General features: G+C 64.7%; 33 protein-coding genes. 23 read left to right on the top strand and 10 right to left on the bottom strand.

The window, feature by feature from the left end; genetic code table 11:
- From CKW06_RS04945 to CKW06_RS04900, 10 genes are read right to left on the bottom strand one after another with little or no spacing between them, the layout of a single operon-like run.
- Positions 1-309: a hypothetical protein gene (locus CKW06_RS04945; protein WP_024957597.1), complete on the bottom strand. Its 309-nt coding sequence runs from the start codon at positions 307-309 to the stop codon at positions 1-3.
- Positions 309-548, bottom strand: a complete 240-nt coding sequence (locus CKW06_RS04940) for a hypothetical protein (RefSeq protein ID WP_024957598.1) — start codon at positions 546-548, stop codon at positions 309-311. The genes CKW06_RS04945 and CKW06_RS04940 overlap by 1 nt, the downstream gene beginning before the upstream one ends.
- Entirely contained in the window at positions 541-777 is a 237-nt protein-coding gene (locus CKW06_RS04935) for a hypothetical protein (RefSeq protein ID WP_024957599.1), read from the bottom strand. Before CKW06_RS04935 ends, CKW06_RS04940 begins: the two co-directional genes overlap by 8 nt.
- Before the next feature lies 1 nt (position 778).
- Positions 779-1,177 (bottom strand): hypothetical protein, encoded by a 399-nt coding sequence (locus CKW06_RS04930; RefSeq protein ID WP_024957600.1) that lies wholly within the window; start codon positions 1,175-1,177, stop codon positions 779-781.
- 1 nt (position 1,178) lies between these two features.
- A complete protein-coding gene (locus tag CKW06_RS04925) occupies positions 1,179-2,354 on the bottom strand; it encodes an ExeA family protein (RefSeq protein WP_024957601.1) in 1,176 nt (391 codons plus the stop codon).
- The gene (locus CKW06_RS04920; protein WP_024957602.1) at positions 2,351-4,153 is read right to left on the bottom strand and encodes a DDE-type integrase/transposase/recombinase; all 1,803 of its coding nucleotides are present in this window, start codon (positions 4,151-4,153) and stop codon (positions 2,351-2,353) included. The genes CKW06_RS04925 and CKW06_RS04920 overlap by 4 nt, the downstream gene beginning before the upstream one ends.
- 1 nt (position 4,154) lies before the next feature.
- Positions 4,155-5,087, bottom strand: a complete 933-nt coding sequence (locus CKW06_RS04915; protein ID WP_024957603.1) for a hypothetical protein — start codon at positions 5,085-5,087, stop codon at positions 4,155-4,157.
- Positions 5,087-5,380, bottom strand: a complete 294-nt coding sequence (locus CKW06_RS04910; RefSeq protein WP_008267142.1) for a helix-turn-helix domain-containing protein — start codon at positions 5,378-5,380, stop codon at positions 5,087-5,089. The genes CKW06_RS04915 and CKW06_RS04910 overlap by 1 nt, the downstream gene beginning before the upstream one ends.
- Positions 5,377-5,610 carry a hypothetical protein gene (locus CKW06_RS04905; protein ID WP_024957604.1) on the bottom strand — a complete coding sequence of 78 codons (234 nt, stop codon included), beginning with the start codon at positions 5,608-5,610 and terminating at the stop codon, positions 5,377-5,379. The genes CKW06_RS04910 and CKW06_RS04905 overlap by 4 nt, the downstream gene beginning before the upstream one ends.
- A complete protein-coding gene (locus CKW06_RS04900; protein WP_024957605.1) occupies positions 5,607-5,816 on the bottom strand; it encodes a hypothetical protein in 210 nt (69 codons plus the stop codon). Before CKW06_RS04900 ends, CKW06_RS04905 begins: the two co-directional genes overlap by 4 nt.
- 113 nt (positions 5,817-5,929) lie before the next feature.
- Here CKW06_RS04900 and CKW06_RS04895 point away from each other — a divergent pair, with 113 nt between their 5' ends.
- From CKW06_RS04895 to CKW06_RS04790, 23 genes are all read left to right on the top strand, one after another.
- Positions 5,930-6,301 carry a helix-turn-helix domain-containing protein gene (locus tag CKW06_RS04895; RefSeq protein ID WP_024957606.1) on the top strand — a complete coding sequence of 124 codons (372 nt, stop codon included), beginning with the start codon at positions 5,930-5,932 and terminating at the stop codon, positions 6,299-6,301.
- Between the two features lie 78 nt (positions 6,302-6,379).
- On the top strand, positions 6,380-6,799 hold the full coding sequence (locus CKW06_RS04890) for a hypothetical protein (protein WP_024957607.1): 420 nt from the start codon (positions 6,380-6,382) through the stop codon (positions 6,797-6,799).
- Between the two features lie 218 nt (positions 6,800-7,017).
- Complete coding sequence (locus CKW06_RS04885) at positions 7,018-7,536, top strand: lysozyme (protein WP_024957608.1); 519 nt, start codon at positions 7,018-7,020, stop codon at positions 7,534-7,536.
- Entirely contained in the window at positions 7,536-8,042 is a 507-nt protein-coding gene (locus tag CKW06_RS23475) for a lysis system i-spanin subunit Rz (RefSeq protein WP_024957609.1), read from the top strand. The genes CKW06_RS04885 and CKW06_RS23475 overlap by 1 nt, the downstream gene beginning before the upstream one ends.
- On the top strand, positions 8,039-8,356 hold the full coding sequence (locus CKW06_RS04875; protein WP_024957610.1) for a hypothetical protein: 318 nt from the start codon (positions 8,039-8,041) through the stop codon (positions 8,354-8,356). Before CKW06_RS23475 ends, CKW06_RS04875 begins: the two co-directional genes overlap by 4 nt.
- Positions 8,353-8,676, top strand: a complete 324-nt coding sequence (locus CKW06_RS04870) for a hypothetical protein (protein WP_024957611.1) — start codon at positions 8,353-8,355, stop codon at positions 8,674-8,676. The genes CKW06_RS04875 and CKW06_RS04870 overlap by 4 nt, the downstream gene beginning before the upstream one ends.
- A gap of 13 nt (positions 8,677-8,689) precedes the next feature.
- Positions 8,690-9,238 carry a DUF3486 family protein gene (locus CKW06_RS04865; RefSeq protein ID WP_050426959.1) on the top strand — a complete coding sequence of 183 codons (549 nt, stop codon included), beginning with the start codon at positions 8,690-8,692 and terminating at the stop codon, positions 9,236-9,238.
- Complete coding sequence (locus CKW06_RS04860; protein WP_024957613.1) at positions 9,239-10,975, top strand: hypothetical protein; 1,737 nt, start codon at positions 9,239-9,241, stop codon at positions 10,973-10,975.
- A complete protein-coding gene (locus CKW06_RS04855) occupies positions 10,972-12,498 on the top strand; it encodes a DUF935 domain-containing protein (protein WP_024957614.1) in 1,527 nt (508 codons plus the stop codon). Before CKW06_RS04860 ends, CKW06_RS04855 begins: the two co-directional genes overlap by 4 nt.
- 3 nt (positions 12,499-12,501) lie before the next feature.
- Positions 12,502-13,779 carry a phage head morphogenesis protein gene (locus CKW06_RS04850; RefSeq protein WP_024957615.1) on the top strand — a complete coding sequence of 426 codons (1,278 nt, stop codon included), beginning with the start codon at positions 12,502-12,504 and terminating at the stop codon, positions 13,777-13,779.
- Positions 13,779-14,348 (top strand): phage virion morphogenesis protein, encoded by a 570-nt coding sequence (locus CKW06_RS04845; protein ID WP_024957616.1) that lies wholly within the window; start codon positions 13,779-13,781, stop codon positions 14,346-14,348. Before CKW06_RS04850 ends, CKW06_RS04845 begins: the two co-directional genes overlap by 1 nt.
- Before the next feature lie 386 nt (positions 14,349-14,734).
- Positions 14,735-15,850, top strand: coding sequence for a peptidase (locus tag CKW06_RS04840; protein ID WP_143566002.1), 1,116 nt, complete (start codon positions 14,735-14,737; stop codon positions 15,848-15,850).
- Between the two features lie 22 nt (positions 15,851-15,872).
- A complete protein-coding gene (locus CKW06_RS04835) occupies positions 15,873-16,214 on the top strand; it encodes a capsid cement protein (protein ID WP_024957618.1) in 342 nt (113 codons plus the stop codon).
- A 25-nt stretch (positions 16,215-16,239) separates the two neighbouring features.
- Positions 16,240-17,184, top strand: a complete 945-nt coding sequence (locus tag CKW06_RS04830; RefSeq protein WP_024957619.1) for a major capsid protein — start codon at positions 16,240-16,242, stop codon at positions 17,182-17,184.
- 161 nt (positions 17,185-17,345) lie between these two features.
- Positions 17,346-17,840, top strand: coding sequence for a hypothetical protein (locus CKW06_RS04825; protein WP_024957620.1), 495 nt, complete (start codon positions 17,346-17,348; stop codon positions 17,838-17,840).
- Between the two features lie 9 nt (positions 17,841-17,849).
- The gene (locus CKW06_RS04820) at positions 17,850-18,383 is read left to right on the top strand and encodes a gp436 family protein (protein ID WP_024957621.1); all 534 of its coding nucleotides are present in this window, start codon (positions 17,850-17,852) and stop codon (positions 18,381-18,383) included.
- On the top strand, positions 18,380-18,856 hold the full coding sequence (locus tag CKW06_RS04815) for a phage tail terminator protein (protein ID WP_024957622.1): 477 nt from the start codon (positions 18,380-18,382) through the stop codon (positions 18,854-18,856). Before CKW06_RS04820 ends, CKW06_RS04815 begins: the two co-directional genes overlap by 4 nt.
- A complete protein-coding gene (locus CKW06_RS04810) occupies positions 18,853-19,074 on the top strand; it encodes a hypothetical protein (protein ID WP_024957623.1) in 222 nt (73 codons plus the stop codon). Before CKW06_RS04815 ends, CKW06_RS04810 begins: the two co-directional genes overlap by 4 nt.
- A 3-nt stretch (positions 19,075-19,077) precedes the next feature.
- Positions 19,078-19,833, top strand: coding sequence for a phage tail tube protein (locus CKW06_RS04805; RefSeq protein ID WP_024957624.1), 756 nt, complete (start codon positions 19,078-19,080; stop codon positions 19,831-19,833).
- On the top strand, positions 19,833-20,342 hold the full coding sequence (locus tag CKW06_RS04800; RefSeq protein ID WP_024957625.1) for a DUF6631 family protein: 510 nt from the start codon (positions 19,833-19,835) through the stop codon (positions 20,340-20,342). Before CKW06_RS04805 ends, CKW06_RS04800 begins: the two co-directional genes overlap by 1 nt.
- Positions 20,343-20,383: 41 nt before the next feature.
- Positions 20,384-20,524 (top strand): hypothetical protein, encoded by a 141-nt coding sequence (locus tag CKW06_RS23470; protein WP_153857040.1) that lies wholly within the window; start codon positions 20,384-20,386, stop codon positions 20,522-20,524.
- 2 nt (positions 20,525-20,526) lie between these two features.
- The gene (locus CKW06_RS04795) at positions 20,527-24,048 is read left to right on the top strand and encodes a phage tail length tape measure family protein (protein ID WP_024957626.1); all 3,522 of its coding nucleotides are present in this window, start codon (positions 20,527-20,529) and stop codon (positions 24,046-24,048) included.
- Positions 24,049-24,050: 2 nt separating this feature from the next.
- Positions 24,051-25,025, top strand: coding sequence for a hypothetical protein (locus CKW06_RS04790; protein ID WP_024957627.1), 975 nt, complete (start codon positions 24,051-24,053; stop codon positions 25,023-25,025).
- Positions 25,026-25,027 lie beyond the last annotated feature (2 nt).

Here is a 25,027-nt window from a genome sequence, read left to right as displayed (position 1 = left end):
TCAGATGGCCCCCCGATCAATGCCGGCGGCAATCGCCAGGTCCAGAATCTCGTCCAGTTCCAGTAGCCAGCGCTTGTCGGTGCTCTGCGAGATCACCAGCACGCCGCTGTGGATCCATACCTCGACCAGGTACTCACGCCTGGAGTCAGGGTCCTGTACCTGGATAGCCCCCACTCGCGACGCTGTGGGGAACATGTGGCAGTCCTGCACCAGCACCCCGATGGACTTCTTCCGCTGTGGGTGCTGGGCGCTGTGTCCGTTGCGGTTGCGCACCTGGCCAAGGCAACGCTGGAGGGTCGGAACGGCCATCACTCCTCCTCGTCGTCATCGCCGTCGCGCAGCTGGTCGACCAGCGCTCGCAGCTGCTGCAGGTTGAGGTTGTCCAGCAGCGAGGCCATGCTCTGGCCGTCGCGCCACTCGATGCCGGCACGGCGGAACAGATCGCGGTGCATCACCGTTACCTGCCGGTCGGGCAGCTCGGCATCGCGCATCAAGTAGAAAGCGAAGCTGCGCAGGTACTGCGACCCAGAAGTGTTGAAATCAGCCATGAGCCACCCCTTCACGCCGCAGCACATCGGCCGGAACATGGGCAGTGATGCGCTCCCAGTTGGCGCGCGGCACGATCACTACCTGCAGGATGTCCACGTTGATCGGCTCGGGCTTATCCTGAATTTCGAAGGGAATCAGGATGACCTGATTTGCGAACGCCCACGCTTCGCTCTCCGGTACCCTCACCATGCCCTCTGCGGCCGGCCAGCCTTCAGTTCGGATCGCCATATCAGCAGCCCTCCTGTTCGTCGCGAAGGCGCAGCAGTCGCTCCAGCTCAGCCGTGCCAAGGGCCAAGCCACGAACGACGTTCTGGATACGGATATCAACGTCGCCTTCTGGATCGTCCTCCAGTCGACTGAGGCCCTCCCAGGCGCTGGGGTTGAATGCGCTGCCGGCAACCAACTGCTGAAGTGGGGCGATTTCCATCGCACCGTTCGCATCGACACTGACAACGTCCTGGTTCATCCACGACGGGAGCAGATAGAAGGCCGCAGCTGCTGCAAGTTCCTCCTGCGCGTGCTCGTCGTCGTGCTCGGCGGAATAGCCCTTCTCATTGACCTGCCGGTGACGTTCATCAGCGACAAGGTCAAGGGCGGTTTTGAGCGAAATGGTCAGATCCGAGCGCATCTCACACCCCCCGCACGACGTCAGCGGTGACGGTCGGCACGCCCAGGTCAGCGGCGCGGTTCATCGCGGCGGTGAGCGCGTTCTGGACAGCCAGCGGATAAAGCAGCGAGCCTGCGCCACGCGAAGGAACCAGCTTGGCCCGCAGCGCGTCGATGGCACTCTGTTCCACCACCTTGTCCAGCGGCACCTGGGCGCGCTTGAAGCGGTGCGCCAGATAGGCACCCAGCTCGTTGTCCAGCGGCGGCAGCGTGATGATCTCAATGCGCTGTACGACTTCGCGTACCTCCGGGTTGTGCTCGGAGAGCTTCACGCCCAGCTCGGGCTGACCGATCAGGATCACCGACAGCAGCGGGCGAAGCCCGTCCTTCAGCTCGCGGAAGCGCTTGAGGTGCTTCAGGGTCGGCAGCGGCAGGCTGTGGGCCTCTTCGATCACCAGCACGTGGCTGTGACCGGCGCGGGCGCTGTCACGCAACGACTCGTGCAGCTGGCGGAAGCGGGCTTCGGGGCTGCTCTTCGGCTTGGCCAGCGGTGCGACGGCGGCCATGATCGCCTCGGCGATGTGGTGGCTGCGCAGGGTCTTGCCCACCGCATCGCTGCCTTCGCTGGCCAGCACGTAGGGCTGGATCACGATGACGGCCTGCTCCTCGCGCTGGATGCGATCGACCAGGTCTTCGCGCAGCGTGCTCTTGCCGGCACCGCTCTCGCCGATCACCGCGGCGAAGCCGCCGTGACGGGCCACCTGGTACATGCTCTCGCGGACATAGCGGATATCCGGGGAGAGGAACACCTCGTCGGCGCTGGCCGGATCGGCGAAGGGATTGGTGGTCAGGCCGAAGTGGCGCTTGGCCTGTGGGGTCAATGCCTGAAAACGCAGTAGCATGGGATCTTCCTCGTCGTGAATGTCGTTGTCGTTATCGGTGTCTTGCGGTGGGGAAACTGGGGCCGGCGTGTTGGAGCACGTCGGCCCCTCCTTTTCATGCCAGTGGGAGTCGGTCACGCCGTGCTGGGTCAGGCAGGAACTGATGGCAGCGCGCACCACTGCCGGATCGCAGCTGGTGGGCAGCTGGCCGTGATTGATCAGGGCATTGAGGGCCGGTCGGCTCAGGCCGGCAGCTGTGGCCAGCACGCCCTGCTTGATGCCTGCGTCGGTGAGCAGGCGCTTCAGGCGCAGCGTCATGCCACACCCCCTTCAACCAGGCGCAGGCCACCGCGATCCGGTGCTGCCAGGGTGTGTGCCCAGGATTCGACCTGATCGACCGGCAGGCCTTCAGGCCAGCGCTGGGCGGTACGGGCGTAGTGCTCAGGCGACCAGGCCGAACCGGCGGCCTCCACCAGCGGTTTCAGGCGCATGGCCGCTTCCACATGGTTCAGTGGCGGCAGCTCGGCGCGGATCGGCGCAGGCTCGATACGCTGGGCCGCCAGCACCTGCGGTGCATCGACCTGGGCGATGCGGCCCGAGCGCGGCAGGCTCGGCGTCACATTGGCTTCGCGCAGGTGCTTCATCGGATCCACCTGGCCCCCGAAGGCCACGCGCTTGGCCTTGCGTGCCACAGCGGCCTCAGCATCGGTGTGAACCTGCATGGCCAGCCGATCCAGTTCCTTGCGAGCTGCGTCGGCCGGCGTCTCCGGAGCCGTCCGGTACTCCGTGCCAACCTGGGCAGCGCTGTCCAGGAAGCCCCAGTCGTCGCGTCCGATGCGCGGTGCGATGTAGTGCACAGGCGCGCAGTCCTCCGTGCCTGGCATCAGCACGCGTACGCTGCCCTCCGGATCCAGAGCATTGACCACCACGTCCACGCGCTGCCCGTTGATAAGGCCGGGCACACCGCGCACGTCGTACTGCTGTGCCCGGAAGCGGATCATGCAATCGCGTACGGTGCAGGCCTTGGGCGCGCTGGTGGCCAGCTGTCGCAGCACCTCCACGGCCGGTGCCAGGCGCAGCTGGTCCTGGGTGATGCGCAGCCACCCATCACGGCGCGTGTAACCGGTGCGGCTGTGGATGCGGGTGGCGTTGAAGGCCTGTGCCCACTGCTGGGCCAGGGTATTGATTTCCTCCAGACTGGTGACCGGTGAACGTAGCTTGAGCAGGGCCTCGAAGTGGGTTTCGATCAGGTAATTCGCGTTCTCGACCTGCCCCTTGGCGCGTGCATTGCCGACTTCGTTGATGATCGTTTCGATACCGCAGGCCGCCAGGAAGCTGCTGGTGCTGGTGGCCGTCATGGCACTGCCGGGATCCATCATCAGCAGCTTGGGAACGCCATGCATCGTGCCGATTTCGCGCCGTGTCATTGCGTGGATCAGGGCCGACAGCAGGTTGGCGCTGCTCTCGGCACCCAGCACGTAGAACAGCTCGATCGCACCGCTGGCGTGGTCGGTGATGGCATAGCGCCACAGGCGGCGTTCTGCGATCTTGGTGAAGTTGCCGGGCTTGCCGCGATAGAACTCGCGCTTGTCCATCACCCGCGTGCCGTCATCAGCCAGGTAGAACTGGCGGCTGACCGAGGCGTCGATCTGCCACAGGTGGTTGGGATGCGGGGAGGACAGCCGTGCAGCCGGTGTGGCCGCTGCCAGCTGGTCACGGTGGAAGCCGTAATGGCGGATGGCGCGACAGATCGCCGAGGTGCTCAGCGGGACAATCTCGCCCGTCGCCTTGTCCACGCGCATTGCCTCGATCCTGCCGTTGGCACGCAAGGCATCCACGGCCTCCTCGACCGGCAGCGCGCCGGTACCGGTGAGGCGACGGGTTTCCTCCACGATGGCCGCGATCGAGGCCGCTTCGTCACGGGTAAGTGACAGTTCGCCCGCATCGGACCTGCGTTTGCGGGGTTTGAGGGCTGCCGTCACCTTCGACAGGTGACGGTAGGCCGTCTGGACCGAGCATCCCAGCTGCTCGGCCAGCGCGGAGGCGATGCGCCCCTTGCTGCCGTGCGGCGCCGCCAGCAACTGGCTGGCCGCAGCCTGGATGAGGACCTCGGACACGTCAGATCCCCGCGTCGTTGGTGACAGGGATCGCGATGGCCAGTTCCTCATCGTCGCGGGCGATGCGCACCGAAGTGAGGACGCGGCCGATCACGTCGCTCAGGAACAGCGCTGCATCTTCCTCGAGGTGATTGTCGCGGGCAAAGTCGGCCAGTGCTTGGAACGAGGCACGCAGGCCGCTGTTCGGGCTGCCGATGGCGGCCAACACGTTCTGCTCTGCCTCGGTGACCGACTGTTTGAGGGTGACCAGCTGCTCGTCAGGAGTGGCGGACTTCCAGCGACGTTGTGCCTTGAGGGTCTTCTCAGACTCCTTGTTCAGATCCTCGCTCAACTTGTTGATGCGCTGATCTTTTGCGTCGGCATCTGCCCTGGCTTCGCGCAAGGCGGCGCGCAACTGGCTGGCGCTCATGCGCTCCACATCGTCCACGGTGATGCCTGCAACCGAGTCGCCGGACTCCAGCGCCTGCAGGTCTTCATCGTCCAGAACCGCCAGTTCCAGGACCTTGGCCTGGGTGCCGGCGGCCTTCAAAAGTGACACCGTGTCACTTTTGGAGAACTTCAGGGCGACGGTCATCAGGCGTGCCGCCGTCCGGTAGTTGAACCCTCGCGTCGCAATCTGTTCTTGGAACTCACCATGCGCGGTCTGCTCTTTGATGAGCAGCAGGCCCCGGCCCATTTCGAGGATGTCCTCGACGGAGCGGCGTTGGCGGTACTCGACCATGCTCCAGAGCGATTCGGTGTCCAAGGCACCTGCGTAGCCCAGTGTGGTGGCCAGGCTCTTCACCTGCGCCTCGGCCTGCGCCATCACCTGCAGTTCCTGGCTGCGCTCGACCAGCTTGCCCGTGTCCAGTTCCGTGCCTACCGGCTCGGCCTGGGCGAGCGGCTTGGCGCCGCGCTTGGTGGATTGCTTCTCTGCCATTTCGATCCTCGTCATCAGTTGGGGCTACGGCTGTAGCGGTTCTTGAAGTCGTCCAGCTGCCGTTCTTCGCGGGCCACCTCGGCCTGATGGGCCAGGGCGATCTGGACAATTCGGGGGGACAGGCGCCAGTTGTCCTGGTCGAAGGGGGAGCGCTCGACCAGGCCGTCCTCGGCCAATCGCTGCAGGTTGCGCAGCGTTGTGCTGGGGGATTCGCCGATGCCGTCGGCAATGGGCTTCAGGCGGAGGCCGGTGCGGCTGTGACCGGCCAAGGCGAACAGCAGGCGGGCGAAGATGCTTTGCTCACTCATGCCGCAGCTCCCTGCTGGCGGCGGGCCAGCTCCTTCAGGATGCGAACGGCGCGGCGATCGGCCGCGTCCACGGCACCAGCCAGCGGCAGGGTGTGGGCCAGCGGCTCGTCCGATTCGACGGCGCACTGCCAGTTGTTCACAGCGGTGGCGTACTGGTCACGGGCCGAGGCAAGCAGCAGCTCCAGTTCGCGGGTCGGGACTTCGTCCAGGGGGCGGCCGGCGGTGCTCATGCTGAGGCGCTCAGGCCTGCGGCCTTCAGCAGCCGGCGCCGCAGGGCCTGACCCTTCGGGCCATTCCAGCGTCCGATGAGGACGTCTCGGGCGTTCTGCGGCGGGACGCCGTTCTCCATGCACCAGCCGCGGAGACTGGTGCCCTTGCCAACGAAGGCGGTGCGGACCTTGAGGTGAAGATCCAGGCTGGGGGCGGGTTCGCTCATCGCGTGTATCCTTTGATCCTTGTTCCATTGGTTGGCTGCTTTGGGCGCTGCCAGTGGAAGTAATCATGGTACGGATTTCCGTGCCTGTCAACACATATGGCATGGAATTTCGTATGACGATCGGAACCCGTCTGAAGAGCGAGCGGGAACGCTTGGGCCTCACGCTGCCTGAGTTCGCAGAACTCGCTGGCGCGAAGAAGAACACCGTGATTGATTGGCAAAGAGATGCATCCAGCCCTCCTGCCGCCAAGCTGGCTGCGCTTGCTGATGCGGGAGTGGATCCGCTTTACGTGCTGACGGGGCAACGCAGCATCGCGCGCCCTGGCATGACGGACACTGAGATAGAGCAGTTCAATGACGTGGTGGATACGTTCTGGGCGCTGTCCGATCCCGGTCGCGTAATGGCCTTGAACATGCTGACTGCACTGCTGGCAAAGGAAACCCAAGAAGGGTCTTCTCGGGGACTGCGTAAGCCAAAGACCTGAGTCCGTAGATGACCTGCTGTTGAGCTTTAAAGGTCGCATTTTTCAATGCGCAGAATTCAAATCGGACAAGGAGGCGTCATGAAGAAGCTGGTTTTTTCGCTCGCGGTTCTGTTGGTCTTGCTCGGTGCAAAGGCGGTAATTGGCCAGGACTTCAAAGACCAGAATCTCAAGCATCTAGTCATCGGAAAAACAACGCTGAGCGAGGCGGCCGCCCTCTTGGAAGCGCCGCCACTGCGATCATCGGTTGGGGCAAGCGGCGCTACTGGCTACACCTGGCAATACATCCAGTCGAAAGTCAGTCTTTGGACTGGCAATGTGCGCAGCTCCAGTAAGCAGGTCATCCTGGTCTTCAATACGGATGGAACATTCCAGAGAATTTTCCAAATGGATGGCATCCAGCTCCCGCCTGAGGATCTCGAGAGGCTTTTCAGTCAGCCTGCTGCCGAGCACGCGCACAGGCAACAGAACCAAGTGAATTCACGAGCTGTTCCAGACTGACTCGGGGCGATCGAGATCTGACGGTCCACCCGTTGTGATGTTGATCGCAATGAAAGGCCACACTCTCACGCGCGCGCGCGAGGTTCCTCGAAACCAGTTTCAAAGACGGCGCACCTTCAAATCCTGAAACTCTGCCCATCGGTTTGGTGTGCGCATGGCGCACCTGGCCGGCGGGCATCCTCGTCTGCCCGTCGGCCATCTTTCCCTGGAGATGGCGCATGGCAGCAGAGCAACCCGGCAGCAAGGCAGTGCCCATCGCGGGCGGAATGCTGGCGACCATGCTGGCGTTGCTGCTCGGGCTGGTGCAGCCCTTCGAGGGCTACTCGGCCCAGCCCTACCGCGATGTAGTGGGCAAACTGACGGTTTGCTACGGCCATACGGCAAACGTCGAACAGCGCACCTACACCCGCGCAGAGTGCGAGCGCCTGCTCCAGTCGGACCTTGGTGTCGCCTGGAACACCGTGCAAAGCTGCATCAAGGTGCCGATGACCGACTACCAGGCAGCCGCCCTGACGTCGTTCGCCTTCAACGTGGGCCCTGGCGGCGCCGGGGTGAAGGACGGCCTGTGCACCCTGCGCAACGGCCAGCAGCCGCGGATCCGTGTCTACGCCAACCAAGGCCGATGGGATCTTGCATGCGCCCAGCTGAGCAACTGGGCCAACGCCGGCGGCCGGCCATACAAAGGACTTGAACGCCGCCGCACGGCTGAGCGCGCGATGTGCGAGGGCCGGTACTGATGATTCGCGCACTGATCGTAACGATCGCCCTGCTGCTGGTGCTCCTGCTGGTGGCCATTGCCGCGGCCCTTCTCTACCGCGGCAATGCCTTGGATGCCCAGGCTCGCGACGCCACGTCCCAGCAGCGCCTGACCACCCTTCAATCGCAGCTGGAAGACGAGCGCAGCGCTCGCGACACCGAGCACACCCAGGCCACGGTGATGGCCCAGATCGGAGACGAACATGAACATGATCGGGAGGCGTCCGCGTCCATCCCAGCTGCTGTTGTGGCTGACGTGCATTCTGGCAATCTCAGGCTGCGCAACGACCTTGCCACCTGCCACACCGCCCGCTTGTCCGAAGCCGTCTCTGGCGCCGTCGAACGTGATGCGAGCGCCCAACTACGAGCAGAGGTTGCGGGCGATTTTGTTCGAGTCGGGCGCGACGCCGACAAACACGTCCGGGCCTGTCAGCGCTCCATCAGCGCCCTCACTGGACAGCGCCTCTCCGTCGAGACCAGTCCATGATCGTTGAAGTGCAACCGCTCTACCTGGTGTGGTTCGCCGGCATCGGCATCACGCTGCTCGGCGGCCTGATCGCCGGCGGCCGCTGGCTGGTCAACCAACTGCAGCAACGCACTGATCAGCAGTTGGCCATCCTGATCAACGACAGCAAGCGCTGGCGCGAAGTTGAGGGCGAGCTCACCAACTTCCGGCTCGAAGTGGCCAAGGACTACGTGCGCCGCGAGGACTACGCCCGTGGGCAGAGTGTCATCGAGGCCAAGCTCGATGCCGTGGCGTCGGAAATCAAGAACATGCAGAACAAGGGGAGCAAGTCGTGAGTCACGGAAATCAGGGGCCCGATCTGGGCAAGTTGCGCCGGGAGCAGCTGCGCTGGCTGATGCTGCTGGTGCTGGATCGCTCTCGCCCCTATCCGATCGGCGAAGCCGTCCTGGCTGGCGCCGCCCAGGACATGTATCCGGATGCCACCGCCTTGGAAGTGCGCAGGGAGCTGGATTACCTGGACACCCGTCGCCTGATCGACATCACCAAATCCCCTTCGGGGCCGTGGTCGGCTGAGCTGACGCGCCACGGTGTGGATATTGTCGAGTACAGCATCGACTGCGGGCCGGGCATCGCGCGCCCACCGAAGTATTGGTGATCCCATGCCTCCCGTGAGCAAGATCGACCTATTGCCGGCCGAGGTGCGCGACGAGCTGGATCGGCGCCTGGTCGCCAATGCCTTCGGCGGCAGCATTTCGCTGTCTGAATGGCTCGGCGAGCAGGGCTATGAGATCAGCAAGACCACCGTCAACGAGCGGGCCAAGCGGCTCAAGCGCCGCTTGGCCTCGATCAGTGCCAGCACCGAGGCCATGAAGCTGGTGGCCGAGCAGGCGCCGGATAATGCCGCCGAGCGCGGTAGTGCACTGCTGGGCCTGCTGCAGACCGACCTGTTCGAAGCGCTGCTGCAGTTCCAGGAAGCGGCCGACCAGGACGATGAGAACATTTCCCCAGCCGATCGCATTGCGCTGTACAGCAAGGCGGCTAAGGCCATTGCTGAACTGACCCGCTCTTCCATCGTGCGCGAGAAATGGGCCGGCGAGATCCGCCAGAAGGCGCTGATCGACGCTGCCAGCCGGGTTGAGGAAGCGGCACGCGCACAGGGCCTGGACGCTGCCGGGGTGGACTTCTGGAAGAACCAAGTACTGCATGGGGTCGGCTAAGTGAGCGCACTCGGTTCCCTGCCCGATACCGAGCGCATCCTGGACTGGGATGAGTTGCCCGAGAGCGTGCGCGCCATTTCGGCCAACTTCGACATCAGTAAGGCTGGCGTACTGATGGCCCATCAGTCCGAATGGATCCGGATGCAGGAAGGGCTGGATATCGCGGTCTGCGAGAAGGGGCGCCGTACCGGCATCACCTTTGCCCAGGCCTTGGCCGACACCATCACTGCGGCTTCCGCTAAGGACGCCGGCGGTGACAACGTGTGGTATATGGCCGACACCAAGGAAAAGGGCCTGGAGTTCATTGGCTACGTGGCCAAGTTCGCGCCGATCATCGCTCGAGGCCAGGCCTCGCGGATCGAGCAGCACATCTTCCAGGACCAGCAGCCCGACGGCACCAGTCGGCAGATCCAGGCATTCCGGGTTCGCTTCGCCAGTGGTTTCCGTATCACGGCACTGTCCTCGCGCCCGGAGAACATCCACGGCCTGCAGGGCGTGGTCGACCTGGACGAAGCGGCGCTGCACAAGGACGTGGCCAAGGTGCTCGAGTCGGCCACCGCGCTGCTGATCTGGGGTGGCCGCATCCGCGTGTGGTCCACCCACCGTGGCAAGAAGAACCCGTTCAATCAGCTGGTGCAGGACGTCCAGGCCGGCCGCTACGGCAAGAAGGCCGGGGTCATCCGCATCAGTTTCGATGATGCGGTGTCCAATGGCCTGTACGAGCGGGTCTGCGCCATGCGTGGCAAGGATGCCACCGCCGAGGGCAAGAAGGAGTGGTACACCGCCATCCGCTCGGCCTACGGCCCGCGCAAGGCCGCCATGCGCGAGGAGCTGGACGTCATCCCGCGCGATGGCGATGGCTCAGCCATCCCTTCGGTCTGGATCGATCGGGCCATGCCCGAGGTCCGGCCCGTGCTGCGCCTGGTCTTCGATGATGACTTCCCCAAGCGCTCTGAGAAGGAGCGCGAGATCTGGTGCTCGGTCTGGATTGCTACCACGTTGCTGCCAGTGCTCCGTGCTGCGGTGGCCGGGTTCACCGGGCGCTGGGCGATCGGCATGGACTTCGCGCGCCACCGTCACTTCTCGGTCATCAAGCCTGCCAAGGTCGGGCAGGATCTGCGCCGCGACGTGCCGTTCCTGATCGAGATGGCCAACGCGCCCACCCGCCAGCAGGAGCAGATCCTGTGGGCGCTGCTGGACGCGCTGAAGGAAGGATTCCCTGGTCGCTGGTCATTTGCCGGCGATGCCACTGGTCCCGGCCAGACCTTGATGGAGTACACCGGCGACCGCTACGGCCGGGCTGAGCTCGATACCGAGACGGGCCGCTACATCGGTGGCCCAATCCACGAGGTCACCCTGTCGCGCCCCTGGTACGGCGAATGGATGCCCAAGTACATCGCGCTGTTCGAAGACGGCTTCCTCAGCCTACCCAGGGACGCGTCCCTGGAAGACGACCACCGCGCAGTGGAGTACGTCGACGGCATCCCGATGGTGCCGCGTTTGGAGCGAAAGGACCTGCAGGATCCGGAGCTGGTGCGCCACGGCGACGGCGCGATCGCCGGCGTGCTGATGCAGTTTGCCGCACTCAACCACGTCACCTCGGTGCCCATCGAGTTCCAGGCGGCCGGTGCGCGCGCCTACATCGGCGACGGCCGAGCCGACGGCGTGGCCACCGTCGTGACCGATGATGCCTTCGGCACGGTCAGCGGCGGCAATGATTTTGGAGGATTTGCATGACCACCGCCCGCCCAGAGATCGGCCGCGAGATTGCCACCACTGCCGATGGCATCGACATCACCCGTGGCTACACCGGGCCACTGCTGCTGCCCTTTGACAGTGTCCTGCGCAACCGCGGCGGCTACGACCTTCAGATCTACGAACAGGTGCTGTCCGACCCGGAGGTGAAGACCACCTTCGGCTCTCGCCAGGATTCGGTGGTGGCCTGCGAATGGCAGGTGGAGCCCGGCGGCGAGAAGCGCATCGACCGCCAGGCGGCAGAGTATCTGCAGGAGCAGCTGCATGGCATCGGCTGGGACAACGTCACCCGCAAGATGCTCTTCGGCGTGTTCTACGGCTATGGCGTGGCGGAGATCCTGTACAAGGTCGACGGTACTCGCATCGGCCTGAAGGACATCAAGGTCCGTAACCGTCGGCGCTTCCGTTACGGCAAGGAAGGTGATCTGCGCCTGCTCACCCAGACCCAGATGACCGAGGGCGTGCCGGCGCACGCGCCCTATTTCTGGAACTTCTGCTCCGGTGCCGACCACGACGATGAGCCGTACGGCCTCGGCTTGGCGCACTGGCTGTACTGGCCGGTGCTGTTCAAGCGCAACGGGCTCAAGTTCTGGCTGATCTTCCTTGAGAAGTTCGGCATGCCCACCGCGGTGGGCAAGTACGACACCAACGCAACCGATCCGGAGAAGGCCAAGCTGCTGCAGGCCACCCGCGCGATCCAGACCGACAGCGGCATCATCATGCCCAAGGGAATGGAGCTGGCGTTGCTGGAGGCCGGACGTAGTGGCACGGCCGACTACAAGGCCCTGCAGGACTACATGGATGCCACCATCCAGAAGGTGGTGCTGGGCCAGACCGCCAGCACCCAGGGCACGCCCGGCAAGCTGGGCAACGACCAGCTGCAGCGCGAGGTGCGCCGCGACATCATTACCTCCGATGCCGACCTGGTGTGCGAGTCCTTCAACAAGGGGCCAGCGCGCTGGCTCACCGAATGGAACTTCCCCGGCGCAGCCATTCCTCGGGTCTATCGCGTCACGGAAGAGCCGGAGGATCTGGACGCTACCGCCAGCCGCGACAAGAAGATCCTCGACCTCGGCTACAAGCCCAAGCAGGTCTACATGGATCAGACCTATGGCGACAACTACGAGCCTGTCCAGGCGCCGCAGGATCCGCCTGCGGTACCGACGGCGATCGATGGCGCCCAGTTCGCCGACGCCAGCGGTGCGGTGGTCAGCTTGCTGCGCAGGCACTATCCCGCCGCCTTTGCCGACGCCACCCCGAAGACGCCCGATCCCGCTGTCGAGCTGGGCCAGCAGCTCGATCGCCGGCTGTCGCCCATTGGTGCTGGATGGGTCGAGCAGATCCGCCAGCTGGTTGATGAGGTCGACTCGCTGGAGCAATTGCGCGACCGGCTGTTTGAGCTGCACCCGAACATGACCCTGGACGACTACGCCTCGGTGATGGCCGATGCGATGACGGCAGCGACGCTGGCCGGCCGTACCGACATCCAGGGCGCGGGGGACTGATCAATGGCTGCGGTTGCCTACGCTCAATTGCCCTTCAAGGAGCAGATCGAGTTCTTCCGTCGCAAGAAGAACGTGCTGACCGAGAGCTACCTCGACGTTTGGGAATCCGAGCACGACACCAGCTTCATGGTGGCCGGCGCCAACCGTGACGCGCTACTGGCCGATTTCCGGCAGTCCATTGACCGGGTGATCGCCGAAGGCCGCACACTGGAACAGTTCCGGGAGGACTTCGACCGGATCGTGGCCACGCATGGCTGGGACTACAACGGCGGCCGGAACTGGCGCTCGCGGGTGATCTACGAGACCAACCTGCGCCAGAGTTACAACGCCGGCCGCTGGGCCCAGCTGCAGCAGCTGATCAAGGTTCGGCCGTTCTGGCGCTACAACCACAACGACGCCGTCGAACATCCGCGGCCGCTGCACGTATCCTGGAACGGCATGGTGTTGCGCCACGACGATCCGTGGTGGCGCTACCACTATCCAGCCAACGGCTGGGGCTGCCAGTGCTACGTCGATGCGCTCAACGAGCGCGACCTGCGCCGGTTGGGCAAGGATGGTCCCGACAAGGCTCCCGAGATCGTGATGCAGCCGGTGATCGTCGGCCAGCGCAGTCCCGGTGGGGCGCGCACCGTGCTGACGCCGGCAGGCGTCGATCCAGGGTTCGGCTACGCGCCGGGTGCAACGGCCGACCACTGGCCCAGTGGCCGCGGTGGTCCGGTCACCCCACCATCGTTGACCGGGCAGCTGACCTCCGCTCTGCAGAACGCCCTGGAGGCGGGAGCGCGGTTGCCGGCGGCGCCAGCGGCGGCCAGCGCTGCCCAGGCCTTGGCGCGGCCGCGCGCCAGGGATGCTCTGCAGGCCGGCTATGCCAGCTGGCTGGCCAGCATTGATGCCGATGCTGCCCACGCTGCCCGCTACCTGGCCGGGGCACTGTCGCCTGGACTGGTATCGCAGCTGCAGCGTGCCACCGTTCGCCCAGCGACGGCGGCCTTTGCCGTGTTGGCCGAGCAGCTCCCCATCACTCGGCCTGGCGCGGTGGCCATCGCCGCAGCCGAGCTGCCGATTCGCCTTCTCGATGCGGTGGCCATCCTGCTGGACGCTGCCGCAGGCCGCTTGCGCTATGTGCTGGCGGTGGGACGTCCTGCCTTCATAGTGGTCGATGTGGCCATCTCGGAAACGGGCGTCAGCACGGTGCAGTCCCAGCTGCAGATGCTGATGCCCGCCGAGCTCCAGCGCGGCGTTGCCGATGGCACGCTGCAGCTGCTGCAGGGAGATATCTGATGGCGCAGCTCGAAGTCACCCTTGATTCGGCGACACCCGGTCTGGCCGAAGCGCTGCGGCAGCTGGAAGGCGAGGCGCGCCAGCTGATCCTGAAGGACTGGGGCGAGTACCTGCTGAGGTCCACGCGCGAGCGGGCCGCAAAGGAGCGTGACCCGACTGGACATCGATGGCGCGCGCTTGAGCCAAGCTACAAGCGCTGGAAACAGAAGAAGCGCCCTGGCGTGCCGATTCTGAAGTTCGATTTCCACATGCTCGGTGACATGGCTTCATGGCAAACGGACGGGAACGATGCCGTCCTGGTCGGTACCAATGCACCCTATGGCGCCATCCACCAATTCGGCGGCACCATCCAACGCGCCGCGCGTCCGGCCAACATCCACCTGAAGACGGGTAAGGGCGGCAGCCGGTTCGTCAAAGCCAGTCGTAGGAACGCGCGCTACAAGCGCTCGGTCACAATGCCCGCGTACACGAACACCATCGCCGCTCGCCCGTGGCTCGGTGTCAGTCGCGAGGATGAGAAGGAGCTGCTGGATATCGCCCAGGATCACGTGAGCGGCGCCTTCGAGTGATCATTGCGTAGGAGGCGCTGTGTACGCCTCCATGCTGGGGCCGCCACACTCGGACGTCATCGGTGGCTGCTTGGTGTCTGACACACCTCTGAAGGCCGCGTCGGTGCCTGCATCCGCGCAACAAGATCACTGCACGCGGATCGTCCATCTCTGTTAGACGTTTCTTGCAGAATGCGGTCCCAATGCGTGAGACGGCACTGCGGGAAAACTGGCGACATGAACCAATCTGTCGCTGCCCGGGAAAGTTGGAAACCAGTTTCAAAGACAGCGTGTTCTGACGCGGGAAAACTGGCGGCATGAACCAGCCCGCCGCCACCCTGCAGATCTTCAAAGCCGGCACGCACGTTGCCGAAGACGGCCGCACGCTGACTTTCAGCGAAGCGGATGTGCAGCAGATCGCCGATAGCTACGATCCGGCACTGCATGAGGCACCCATCGTGGTGGGCCATCCCAAGACTGACGATCCGGCCTATGGCTGGGGCAAAACTCTTCAGGCCAAGGACGGCCTCCTCGTCGCCGAGCCGCACAATGTTGATCCTGCCTTTGCAGAGCTGGTCAACAACGGGCGCTTCAAGAAGATCAGCGCTTCGATCTTCATGCCCGATTCGCCGGGAAATCCGACGCCGGGAAAGTACTACCTGCGCCACATCGGCTTCCTGGGCGCGCAGCCGCCGGCAGTGAAAGGGCTCAAGTCGGCCTCGTTCGCTGAGGGCGACGATGCCGCCTGCTTTGCCATGTCGCTGGCCCCGCTGGGCTGGACGCTGACGGACCTGTTCCGCCGCTTCCGCGACTGGCTGATCGACACCCAGGGCCTTGAGACGGCCGACCAGGTCATTCCCGACTGGCAGATCCGTGGGATCGAGAGCAGCACACGCGATGACGACGAAGCGCGCAACTCAGCCCTCTTTGCGTCGCCATTGCTCACCCAGTTCCCGCGCAGCGCCATCGGCGCGCCAGCGCCCATCCCGGCAACACCTCCCACTCGTGAACAGGTCAAATCGGAGATCGACCCCATGTCCCAGCAGAACACCCCGGAGCACGCCCAGCGTCAGCAGCAGCTCGACCAGCAGGCTTCCACCCTGGACGCTCGCGAGAAGGCCCTCGCCGCCCGTGAGCAGTCCGCCCGACGCGAAGATGCGGTGGCGTTCGCCGAAGGCCTGGTGAAGGAAGGCAAGTTGCTGCCCCGTCAGCAGCCGGCCGTGGTGGAGCTGCTGCTGGCCCAGCCGAATGGCAAGGAACCGCTGAACTTCGCCGAGGGCGAAACGACGGTGTCCAAGCCAGCTGAGTCGGTCCTGCGCGAGCTGCTGACCAGCCTGCCCAAGGCAGTGGACTTCGGCGAGAAGTCCGGTGGCGACGCACCCAACGCAGCGGCGAACTTCGCCGCGCCCCCGGGCACGCATGTCGATGCCGGCCGCGCGGATCTGTTCAACCAGGCCAAGGCCTACCAGCAGCAGCACCCCGGCACGTCCTGGGCGGCTGCAGTCGCCGCGGTCGGCGGCTGACCTTCCCATCCAGGAGCCCACCATGTCCCAGAACATCGCTCTGCTCACGCTGTCCGTGCTGGCCGCGGCAGCCCTCACCCACAACCGCTTCGTCTCGCCGACCGGTGAAGTCGCCGCTGCCGGCGGCAACGCCTGCGGGGTTGCGCGCTCGGATGCCGCCGTCGGGCAGTTGGCGCCGGTCGACGTCTTGGGCACCACGCAAGTGACCGCAGGTGGCGCAATCGCTGCCGGCGCCGCCCTCCAGGTGGGTGCCGATGGCAAGGCCATCACCGCCGACGCCGGCAAGGTCGTTGCCCGTGCGGCGCCTGGCGCCACGGCCACCGCCGATGGCGATGTCCTCGAAGTGATCCTCATCCCGAACTGACCGGCTAGTGCCGTAGGAGATTTACATGTCTGGACAAATGACCCCCGGCCAGGTTCGCGTCGTTGACCCGATCCTTTCCGAACACGCCCGTGGCTACCGCCAGGCGCAGCTCGTGGCCACCGCGCTGTTCCCCTTCGCCGACGTCGCCGCCTATGGCGGCCAGGTGATCGAGTTCGGCAAGGAGTCCTTCAAGATCTACAACGCCAAGCGCGCCCCCGGTGCCAATACCAAGCGCATCCGCTTCGGCTACGAGGGCAAGCCGTACGCCATCGTCCCGAGCGCACTGGAAGCGCCGGTGCCGCGTGAACATATGCGAGATGCAAGCCAGGTGCCGGGGATCAACCTGAGCACCCGGGCCGTGAACATCGTGCTGCGCTCGCTGCTGCTGGAATACGAGGTGGACAGCGCCAAGATCGCCACCAATGCAGCCAACTACGACAACGACCACAAAGTCGCGCTGGCTGGCAACAACGTGTGGTCCAACGCTGCTTCGAACCCCGCGCAGGACGTCGAAACCGGCAAGGAAGCTGTGCGTGACAGCATCGGTCTGTATCCCAACACCATGCTGTTGTCTGCCAAGGCGTTCAAGCAGCTCAAGCAGCATCCAAAGCTGATTGACCGCTCGGCCAGCACCGGCATTCGCAAGGTCACCTTGGATCTGCTCAAGCAGGTTTTCGAGATCGACAACATCGTCGTCGGCGGCGGTGTGGTGGCCGATGACAATGGCGCATTCGGTGATGTCTGGGGTACTTCGGCTGTTCTGGCCTACGTCAGCCCTGGCGCTGACGTGAACGCCAACGTCGAGGAGCCCAGCTACGGCTATGGCTATCGCATCGAAGGCATGCCCCTGGTCGAAGTTCCCTACTGGGACAACAGCGCCAAGAGCTGGATCTACGGGGTCAGCAACGATGCCACCCCGGTCCTGGCAGGCATGGCCGCCGGCTATCTGATCAGCGGCGCAGGCAACTGATGACCGGCGCCGGCGAAGGATAGTCGGCGCAGTTGCCGCCTTACCCGTACAACCCAGCGAGCGGCAGCACCAGGCAAACGCGGGCCTGGCCGTGCGGAGCACAGCAGAACCATGCGTGACAGCCGGAGAGCACGGCACCACACCTATTCGGAGAACTCGTCGTGGCCAAGCCCCGCACTGCGCCGCCCAGCGCACCCAAGACCGTCCAGGACGACCAGCCGGCCGACGTGCCAGTCGTCACGGAAGACAAGACTGCCGACGCACCGCCGGCGACGGACGGCTTGGTGCCGGAGCAAGGCCACAGTGAGCTGGAGACCGCCACGTCGGCGGCCTCCGCAGGCGATGGTGCTGCCGTCGACCCGCTGCAGTCTGACCATCCGGCAGCGGACCAGGACGCCGCCATCGACGCGGGTGCTCCGTCGCCGGAAGCCGACATCACCATTGAGGTTGCCGCCGGTGGAGCCGATTCGCCCAATGCACTGGTTTCTGATGGTCTCTGGCTGCCTATGTGCTTTGAAGTACTCAGCCCGTTCAAGCACAACGACGTCGTCGTCAAGCCGCCGGCGTGGATCGAGATGACGTGGGAAGAGGCGCAGGCCTACCAGGATGCCGGTGTCCTCGGTGACGACCCGGTCGCCCCGGAAGAGCTGGAGTAACCGGCCGTCATGTCCTACTGCACGCTCGCACTGCTGTCGGCGGCCAAGCTCGCCCAGGAGCTGGCGCAGGTGGCCACGCCGGAGCGCTATCCGATTGTGGACGATGCGCTGATGGATGCCACGCTGCTCGGCAGTGATCGCAGCGCATTCGACCCGGCCGACGTGGCGATCGCCGATGAGGCGGCCGCGCACGTGCAGCGCGCTCTGGACGATGCCGATGGCGTGATCAACGGCTACCTGGTCATGCGCAAGCCAAAGCCCTATCCGGTACCGCTGCCAGCGCCGGTACCGGGCATCGTGTCCACCTGGGCACGGTGGATTGCGCGCTACCTGCTGCACAAGGATCGAGTCAACACCGAGGAACGCACCGATCCGGTGGTGCGCGACTACAAGGAGGCGCTTGCCTTTCTGGAGAAGGTGCGCAAGGGCGAGTTCAGCCTTGGTGAGGATGATCCGCTGCCGGCGCCGAGCAGCGGTGCGCCAGAGGTTTGCGCGCCGCCGCGGGAGTTTAGCCACCGCACCCTGCAGGACTACGGCCGGTGAGCACGCAGCCCTTCGACATCGGGCTAGTGCGCGATCGCATCCGCCAGGGCGTCAGCGAGAAGGAGCTGCGCCAGGTGCAGGGCAGCGCCGACTACGCTGCTGTTACAGCGCTGCGCGACTTCCCCGCGCCGTGCTGCTACGTGCTGCTGGCCCGGGAGATGCCGCTGGAGACCAAAACCGGCGTTTCGATCCCCGGCCAGCAGTCGCGCCTGGCGCAGTTGGTCGAAGTGAACTTCGCGGTGGTGACCGTCTGCCGCAACTACCGCGAGCAGCGTGGGGCGCAGGTGATCGATGAGCTGCGCCTGCTGCTGGGCAAGGTTCGTCAGCCGCTGCTGGGCTGGACACCGCCCATTCCTGGTGGCCGTGCCTGCCAGCTCATCGAGGGCAACCTCGAGGACTACGACGCTGCCACCGCCCTGTGGGTCGACGTATGGAAGACCCAAGCCGTTCTTCAACCCGAGATTCCGCGATGACTACCCAGACCACTCAGAAGCACACGATCAAGAAGGCGGGCCTGACGCTTGCGAGCAAGCCCATTGCGGAAGGCGAAACGGTGGAGCTTCCTGCCGACCTGGTGCCCTGGGCGGTTGAGCGCGGCTTCATTGACGCTCCCGACGCCGATTCTTCCCCCAATCCGTCGCGCAAGGCCAACGGCCAGGCGACTGCTGCCATCGCCCAGGAGGCGAAGTAAGCCATGTCCGATACCGAGTATTTCTCCCTGCAGGGTCGCGTGTACCTGGGCCTGCGCAATGCCGACGGCAGCCGCGCACCGGCGCGTTGGGCGTATGACGCCAGCGTCCTCGAGCTGACCATGTCCAGCACTCGTGAAACCAAGAAGGAAAGCTGGTCCGGTGTGCGCGGTGTCGGCGCTACCATGACCACCGAGCGCAACCTCGGCGTCAATCTGACCCTGGGCCAGCTCAACACCGATCACCTGGCGCTGGCCACGGACGGCACCCGCATGGAGCTGGCTGCCGGCTCAGCAGCCAACGAGGCCATTGGTACGGTCAAGCCGGGTGATGTGGTCGCGCTGGAGTATGCGGCGATCAGTGCACTGGTTCTGGAGGGCGGCACCCCAGCCGCGCCGTTGGTGCTGGACACCGACTACACCGTCAACCTGACCACCGGCATCGTCACCTTCCTCACCGCTAAGACGGCGGTGGTGGCCAAGACCTATCAGTACGCTGCGCACAGCCTGGTGAAGGTCTTCGAAAGCACCAAGTCCGAGTACTACGTACTCTTCGACGGCGTCAACAGTGTTGATGGCACCACCATGCGCTTCCGCGGCGAGGTTCACCGCGTCACCTTCCCGGCCTCGGAGACGCTGTCGCTGATCAACGACTCCTTCGGCGAGATTGCGCTCACCGGCGAGGCCAAGATTGACCCGGTGCGGCAGGCCGATCCGCGCTTCGGCCTGTACGCCCGTGCCCTGCTGGTGGATGCAGCCTGATGGCCAAGGTGATCGGCAATGTCGGTCAGCGGTCCCCCGGATCCGGCACTACGGATCCGGGGGCCATAGCCGGTGAGCTGGACGTGTTGGCCGGCCAGCAGCAGGGGCAGCTCGGCGGAAAGACCATCACGGTGCGCGAGTACGGCTTCTTTGAGGCCGCCCGCATCCTGCAGACCGCCGCACCGCTGGTTACGGACCTGCAGCCGCTGTTCGAGGGCGCCGATCCGCCTTCCATGCTGCAAGTCATGGATGCACTGATGTCCCACCCGGATCTGATCCGGCATCTACTGGCATGCTCGATCGCGGCGCCGCCGGCTGATGCCAAGGATCACGCAGCCGAGGTGCGGGAGCAGGAAGCGTGGCTGGAGACGCTCAACGAAACCGATGGCGAGCACATGCTGCTGTTGTGGTGGCAGGCCAATAGCAGTTTTTTTCTCCGCCGCCTGCTCCGAAACGCCGTCAGTCAAAAGGCACTCCCGTCGGTTACGGACGCGTCTTCACCGACCTGATCAACGCTGGCTACGGCCGCAGCTTTGGCGATATCGGTCGCATGACCAAGCGCCAGATATCCCTCGCCTGGGAGCACGTCCAGGCTCAGCAGCGGCGGGCACGGCGGGAGCGCATTACCGATGCCAACGCTGCGTACGCCGGCGGTAATTCGATGACCACCTTGCTGAAGGATCTGAAATAACAATGGCCTCCTCGCGCAACCTCGAACTGGCGATGCGCATCGCCCTGGACATCGAGCAGGTGCGCCAGGCGCTGCCAGTGGTCCAGAAGGGGCTCGCCTCGGTCAAGGGTGCCGGCCAGGATGCCGGCGCCGGCCTGGGCGACGTCACGAAAGAGGCGAAGAAGGCCGCTGATGCCTTGGACAGGGCCGCGCGCAGCAGTGCCGCCTCGGGCAGCCAAATGGAGGATGCTGGCCAGAAGGCGGCCGCCGGCGCGGCGGGCATGGCCACGGCAGGAGAATCAGCTAAGGCCATGTCGGCGGATGTGGCCACCGCCGCAGATCGCGTCCGAATGTCCGGCGTAGCGGTACAGAACACAGTGGCCGATGAGATTCGCCTGATCTCCGAGCTCGATGCACGTCTGGAGCGCGGCGCGGCGAGCATGTCCGATCTGGCCGACACCGAGGCGATGCTTGATCGGGTGATGGCGCGCGGCCTGATCACCACCGAGGATTACAACAGCGCGCTCAAGGCGCTGGACAAGCAGGAAGCGGGCCTGGCTCGGTCGGAGCAACAGCGTCAGCGTGCTGTTGAGGGCGCCCTGGGGCGCTATGACAGTGCATCAGTAAAGCTGCAGAAGCTCGAGCGGGACGAGCAGGAACTCAAGGCGGCGGTAGATGCCGGCCGCATCAGTCGCGAACAGTACAACCGCGCCCTGGCGGGCATCAACGTCCAGCGCAACGCGGTCAAGGTTGCCGAAGCGACCAGCCGCAGCCTGGGCGCCGGGGCGATCTCGGCCGGCCAGTACCAGATGGCCATGCGCCAGCTGCCGGCGCAGATCACCGATATCACCACCAGCATCGTCAGCGGCATGCCAATCTGGATGGTGGCCATCCAGCAGGGCGGCCAGCTGAAGGATTCCTTCGGCGGTGTCGTCCCCGCCGCCCGCGCACTTACCAGTGCGCTCAACCCCGCGGTGGTCGTCCTGGGCGGTGTGGCTGCCGGGCTGGGTGTTGTTGGCTTTGCAGCGCTGCAGGGCTACAAGCAGCTGCGAGCCTTTGACGCCGCTGTGATCTCGACCGGCCATTCACTTGGCGTGTCCAGCGGTCAGCTCTATGCCCAGGCGAATGCCGTCGGTGCGGTCACCGGCGAGTACTCCGATGCTACGGCGGCCGCGCAGCAGCTTGCTTCCAGTGGGAAGCTGACGGCCAACACGCTATCCACTGCAATCAGTGTCGCGGTCAACCTGGCCAAGCTGACGGGCGAGTCGATCGACGGCACCACCGCCAAGGTGATCGAGGTCTCCAAGGCGCCTTCGGCTACGCTGGCCAAGCTCAACGAGCAGTACCACTTCCTCACCGCAGCGGTGTACGAACAGGTTCGAGCCCTGGAGGACCAGGGCAAGGCGACCGATGCCGCCAAGGCCGCGCTGGAGGCGATTGCCAATGTCAGTGACCAGCGCGTCAAAGAAATGGAATCACGGGCGGGCTATCTGGAGCAGGCATGGGATGCAGTGGCCCGTACGCTCAAGAGGGTTTGGCAAGGGCTGAAGGACATTGGCCGCACCGACTCCGAGGCGATGCTCCGCGCGGAAACTGCGGCGATGCGTGGTACGACCGAGCAGCTGCAGCAGGCGCTGAAGAACGGCAACACGCCAGCCATCAGCTACTACTACGACCTGCAGATCAAGCAGATGGACCGGCTCCGCAAGGCTCGGGCCGCCTACGATCGTGACGTCAATGCTGCCGAGAGCGCCGGCCAAGCCCAGCGCATCCAGGATGCCGGCGTCGAAGCCGCCAAGGCGATCGCATCGGGTCTGGAGGAAGGTGCCAGCAAAGCGGAGAAGCTGAAGAAGGCGACCGAAGAGGTTGCCAAGCAGTTCCGCGAGCTGCGCAAGGCTAATCCAGGAAGCGACCTCCTCAAGGGTGTCAGCTTCGGCGACGATGGCAGCGTCAGCGGCGGTGCCTACGACAAGCGGGTTGCCCAGCTGCAGGAGAAGTTCAAAGAGCGCACCCGGAAAGCGCCGAAGACGGAAGGTCAGAAGGATGAGGCCGCAGCACAGCGAGAGCTGGAGCGACTCAAGCAACAGATCGATCTGGTCGGAACCCTGGATGAGACTCGCAAGAAAGCGACCGAGACTGCCCGCATCCAGGCAGCTATTGCTGAGGGCAACTTCCAGAATGCTTCGGCGAAGACCAAGCAGGAGTTGCTGGACGAAGCCAAGAAGCTGGATCTGGCCAACCTGCGGGTCGAGGCCGACCGCAAGATGCTGGAGATCCGCGATCGCATTGCAGCTCTGCAGGGCCGAGGGCCGGATGCGGAGTTGGCCAAGACCACGCGTGAACTGACGAAGCTGAAGGAAGAGCTGGAAGCCGCCGGACGGTCTGCTGACGCTGCAGATGTTGCCAAGCTCCTCAATCTGAGCAAGGCCAGCACGGATCTGAAGAACCTTCAGGACACCTACAACCAGGTCATGGCCGGCATCGCACTGGGCCAGCAAAGAATCCAAGTGGAGCTGGAAGCAGGCTTGATCACGCAAGCCGACGCACAGCAACGCGTGGTTGACCTGTATCAGAAGCAGAGCTCGGCCTTGCGGGATCTTGTTCCGCAGATGCGAGCAGCGGCAATGGCACTGGGAACGCCGGAAGCAATCGCCGCGGTCGATCAGATCGACCTGAAGCTCAAGGAAATGGTTCAGACCACGAACCTGCTTCAGCAAACCGTTAGGACGACGCTTCAGAACGGCTTCAAAGAAGCCTTTATGTCGCTGGCAAATGGAAGCGCCTCGTTAACTGACGCAGTGCGCGGATTCTTCTTGTCCGTTTCCAGCGGCTTGGCCGAGTTCGTGGCCGATCAGTGGTCGCAGGCGTTGGCCAATCGAATCACGTCGATGGTGTTCGACAAGGGGGTGGATGCCGGAACTGACGCGGCCGCCGCTGCCGCGACTCAGGCTTCAGCAGCAGCTCTGTCGACTGCCGCTGCCGGCGTCACCGCCGGCGCCACGGCAGTGGCCACCAGCGCAACCGCGCTAAGCACCTCGGGCGCGGGCTTAATCACTGGGGCATCTGCGGTGACGGCTGCCGCCATCCAGATGCAGGCTGCGGCACAGGCGATGGCCGCTGCGTCGGCCGTGAGAGCGGCCGCCAGCTATGCGGTAGGCGGTTACACCGGCCCTGGCAGCAAGTATCAGGAGGCCGGCACGGTCCACGCGGGTGAATTCGTCCATCGTCAGGAAGTAGTACGCCAGCCTGGCGCCCTGGCATTCCTCTACGACTTCAATAGGGTGGGTATGGCCGCGCTTGAGCGTTGGCGTGGCTATGCCGACGGAGGGCATGTGGCAGCGATGCCCACGCTGCAGCGGTCCCCCGTGTTCACCAGCGCAGCTTCGGCGCCGCCGAGCACTGCTGCGCAGTTGGGCCTGCGCGTGATCAACCAGGTTTCGCCGGACCTGCTCGACCAGTACCTGGACGACCCCGGCAGCGACACCACCGTCATCAACAAGATCAGCCGCAACTCTGCGGCGATCCGCCAAGTATTGGGACTCTGAGCATGGCCTGGGCAACGGACACCGCCGCCAACATCACCGACCTCATGGCCCGCCTGCGGGACTTCCTGACCACCAATGCCGCCCTGGTGGCGGCGAACCAGCAATGGCAGGTGGTGGGTGGCGTGGCCAGCGGTCCGATCGCGGCCAACGATTTTGTGTCACTGAAGGGCCGAGGTCTGGCGGGCGAGGATGAGATCTACGTGTCTCTGCAGGCATGGGTGGTGCCCGCCAGCGCCTTCTACAACATGGCGGTCTTTGGTCACACCGGCTACAACCCGGCGCAGCCGCGCGTGGATCCTCCTGGCTCCAATTCAAATCCGGTAGCGCTGCTGGGCGTCAACTCGCCGATCAAGTACTGGTTCGTTGCCAATGGCCGTTGCTTCAAGGTCATCACGCGAATCAACGGCCGCTACGACGCCGTCTACGCCGGCTTCATCTTGACCGACCATCTGCCAGCCGACTGGAGCTACCCGCTTTTCATCGGGGGATCGTGCCTGGAGCGGAACTACCTGGCCTCGTCGGATGGCTACGAGCATTCCAATTTCTGGAGCCCCAACGCAGACGGTACGAACAACACCAATCGCAGCCAAGCGTATCTGTTCTCGCCAATGCAGGCTTGGGTTCCGATCCGCAACCTCGCTCTGAACGGATCTCTCACTACCGGGCGTATGAGCCTGCCGTGGGCAAAGACAATCTGCAACCAGAACGTGCGCAACTGCCTGGACGGGCAGCGCTGGGTACAGCGCGGTCAGTTGGCGGGCTTTGCGTGGGGCGGCAGCCTCACCGACAGATCTTCTCCCGACAGCCAAATGCCTGAGAAGGGACAGTTCTATGGCAGCTTCGACGGCGTCTTCTACACCCCGTCCTTCGGTGCAACGGCGGAGCAGGTGGCAGCGGTGGGCGGTGTTGACCACCTGGTGGTGCCTAACGTGTACCGCACCGGCTCTGGCGAGTTCGCCGCGTTTTCCTTGGAGTGATG

It is taken from the genome of Stenotrophomonas maltophilia (assembly GCF_900186865.1).
In the GTDB taxonomy this organism is placed as follows: Bacteria; Pseudomonadota; Gammaproteobacteria; order Xanthomonadales; family Xanthomonadaceae; genus Stenotrophomonas; species Stenotrophomonas maltophilia.
Note: the sequence above shows the minus strand (reverse complement) of the source record. Positions and strands in the feature narration are given on the sequence as shown.

Coding starts and splice junctions, on each gene's coding strand:
- CKW06_RS23475 (WP_024957609.1), top strand. CDS start 7,536: ATGATTCGCGCACTGATCGTAACGATCGCCCTGCTGCTGGTGCTCCTG.
- CKW06_RS04900 (WP_024957605.1), bottom strand. CDS start 5,816: ATGAGCGAACCCGCCCCCAGCCTGGATCTTCACCTCAAGGTCCGCACC.
- CKW06_RS04855 (WP_024957614.1), top strand. CDS start 10,972: ATGACCACCGCCCGCCCAGAGATCGGCCGCGAGATTGCCACCACTGCC.
- CKW06_RS04820 (WP_024957621.1), top strand. CDS start 17,850: ATGTCCTACTGCACGCTCGCACTGCTGTCGGCGGCCAAGCTCGCCCAG.
- CKW06_RS04790 (WP_024957627.1), top strand. CDS start 24,051: ATGGCCTGGGCAACGGACACCGCCGCCAACATCACCGACCTCATGGCC.
- CKW06_RS04945 (WP_024957597.1), bottom strand. CDS start 309: ATGGCCGTTCCGACCCTCCAGCGTTGCCTTGGCCAGGTGCGCAACCGC.
- CKW06_RS04805 (WP_024957624.1), top strand. CDS start 19,078: ATGTCCGATACCGAGTATTTCTCCCTGCAGGGTCGCGTGTACCTGGGC.
- CKW06_RS04905 (WP_024957604.1), bottom strand. CDS start 5,610: ATGAGCACCGCCGGCCGCCCCCTGGACGAAGTCCCGACCCGCGAACTG.
- CKW06_RS04835 (WP_024957618.1), top strand. CDS start 15,873: ATGTCCCAGAACATCGCTCTGCTCACGCTGTCCGTGCTGGCCGCGGCA.
- CKW06_RS04890 (WP_024957607.1), top strand. CDS start 6,380: ATGAAGAAGCTGGTTTTTTCGCTCGCGGTTCTGTTGGTCTTGCTCGGT.
- CKW06_RS04800 (WP_024957625.1), top strand. CDS start 19,833: ATGGCCAAGGTGATCGGCAATGTCGGTCAGCGGTCCCCCGGATCCGGC.
- CKW06_RS04910 (WP_008267142.1), bottom strand. CDS start 5,380: ATGAGTGAGCAAAGCATCTTCGCCCGCCTGCTGTTCGCCTTGGCCGGT.
- CKW06_RS04885 (WP_024957608.1), top strand. CDS start 7,018: ATGGCAGCAGAGCAACCCGGCAGCAAGGCAGTGCCCATCGCGGGCGGA.
- CKW06_RS23470 (WP_153857040.1), top strand. CDS start 20,384: ATGACCAAGCGCCAGATATCCCTCGCCTGGGAGCACGTCCAGGCTCAG.
- CKW06_RS04940 (WP_024957598.1), bottom strand. CDS start 548: ATGGCTGATTTCAACACTTCTGGGTCGCAGTACCTGCGCAGCTTCGCT.
- CKW06_RS04875 (WP_024957610.1), top strand. CDS start 8,039: ATGATCGTTGAAGTGCAACCGCTCTACCTGGTGTGGTTCGCCGGCATC.
- CKW06_RS04935 (WP_024957599.1), bottom strand. CDS start 777: ATGGCGATCCGAACTGAAGGCTGGCCGGCCGCAGAGGGCATGGTGAGG.
- CKW06_RS04925 (WP_024957601.1), bottom strand. CDS start 2,354: ATGACGCTGCGCCTGAAGCGCCTGCTCACCGACGCAGGCATCAAGCAG.
- CKW06_RS04915 (WP_024957603.1), bottom strand. CDS start 5,087: ATGACGAGGATCGAAATGGCAGAGAAGCAATCCACCAAGCGCGGCGCC.
- CKW06_RS04830 (WP_024957619.1), top strand. CDS start 16,240: ATGTCTGGACAAATGACCCCCGGCCAGGTTCGCGTCGTTGACCCGATC.
- CKW06_RS04795 (WP_024957626.1), top strand. CDS start 20,527: ATGGCCTCCTCGCGCAACCTCGAACTGGCGATGCGCATCGCCCTGGAC.
- CKW06_RS04895 (WP_024957606.1), top strand. CDS start 5,930: ATGACGATCGGAACCCGTCTGAAGAGCGAGCGGGAACGCTTGGGCCTC.
- CKW06_RS04845 (WP_024957616.1), top strand. CDS start 13,779: ATGGCGCAGCTCGAAGTCACCCTTGATTCGGCGACACCCGGTCTGGCC.
- CKW06_RS04930 (WP_024957600.1), bottom strand. CDS start 1,177: ATGCGCTCGGATCTGACCATTTCGCTCAAAACCGCCCTTGACCTTGTC.
- CKW06_RS04850 (WP_024957615.1), top strand. CDS start 12,502: ATGGCTGCGGTTGCCTACGCTCAATTGCCCTTCAAGGAGCAGATCGAG.
- CKW06_RS04810 (WP_024957623.1), top strand. CDS start 18,853: ATGACTACCCAGACCACTCAGAAGCACACGATCAAGAAGGCGGGCCTG.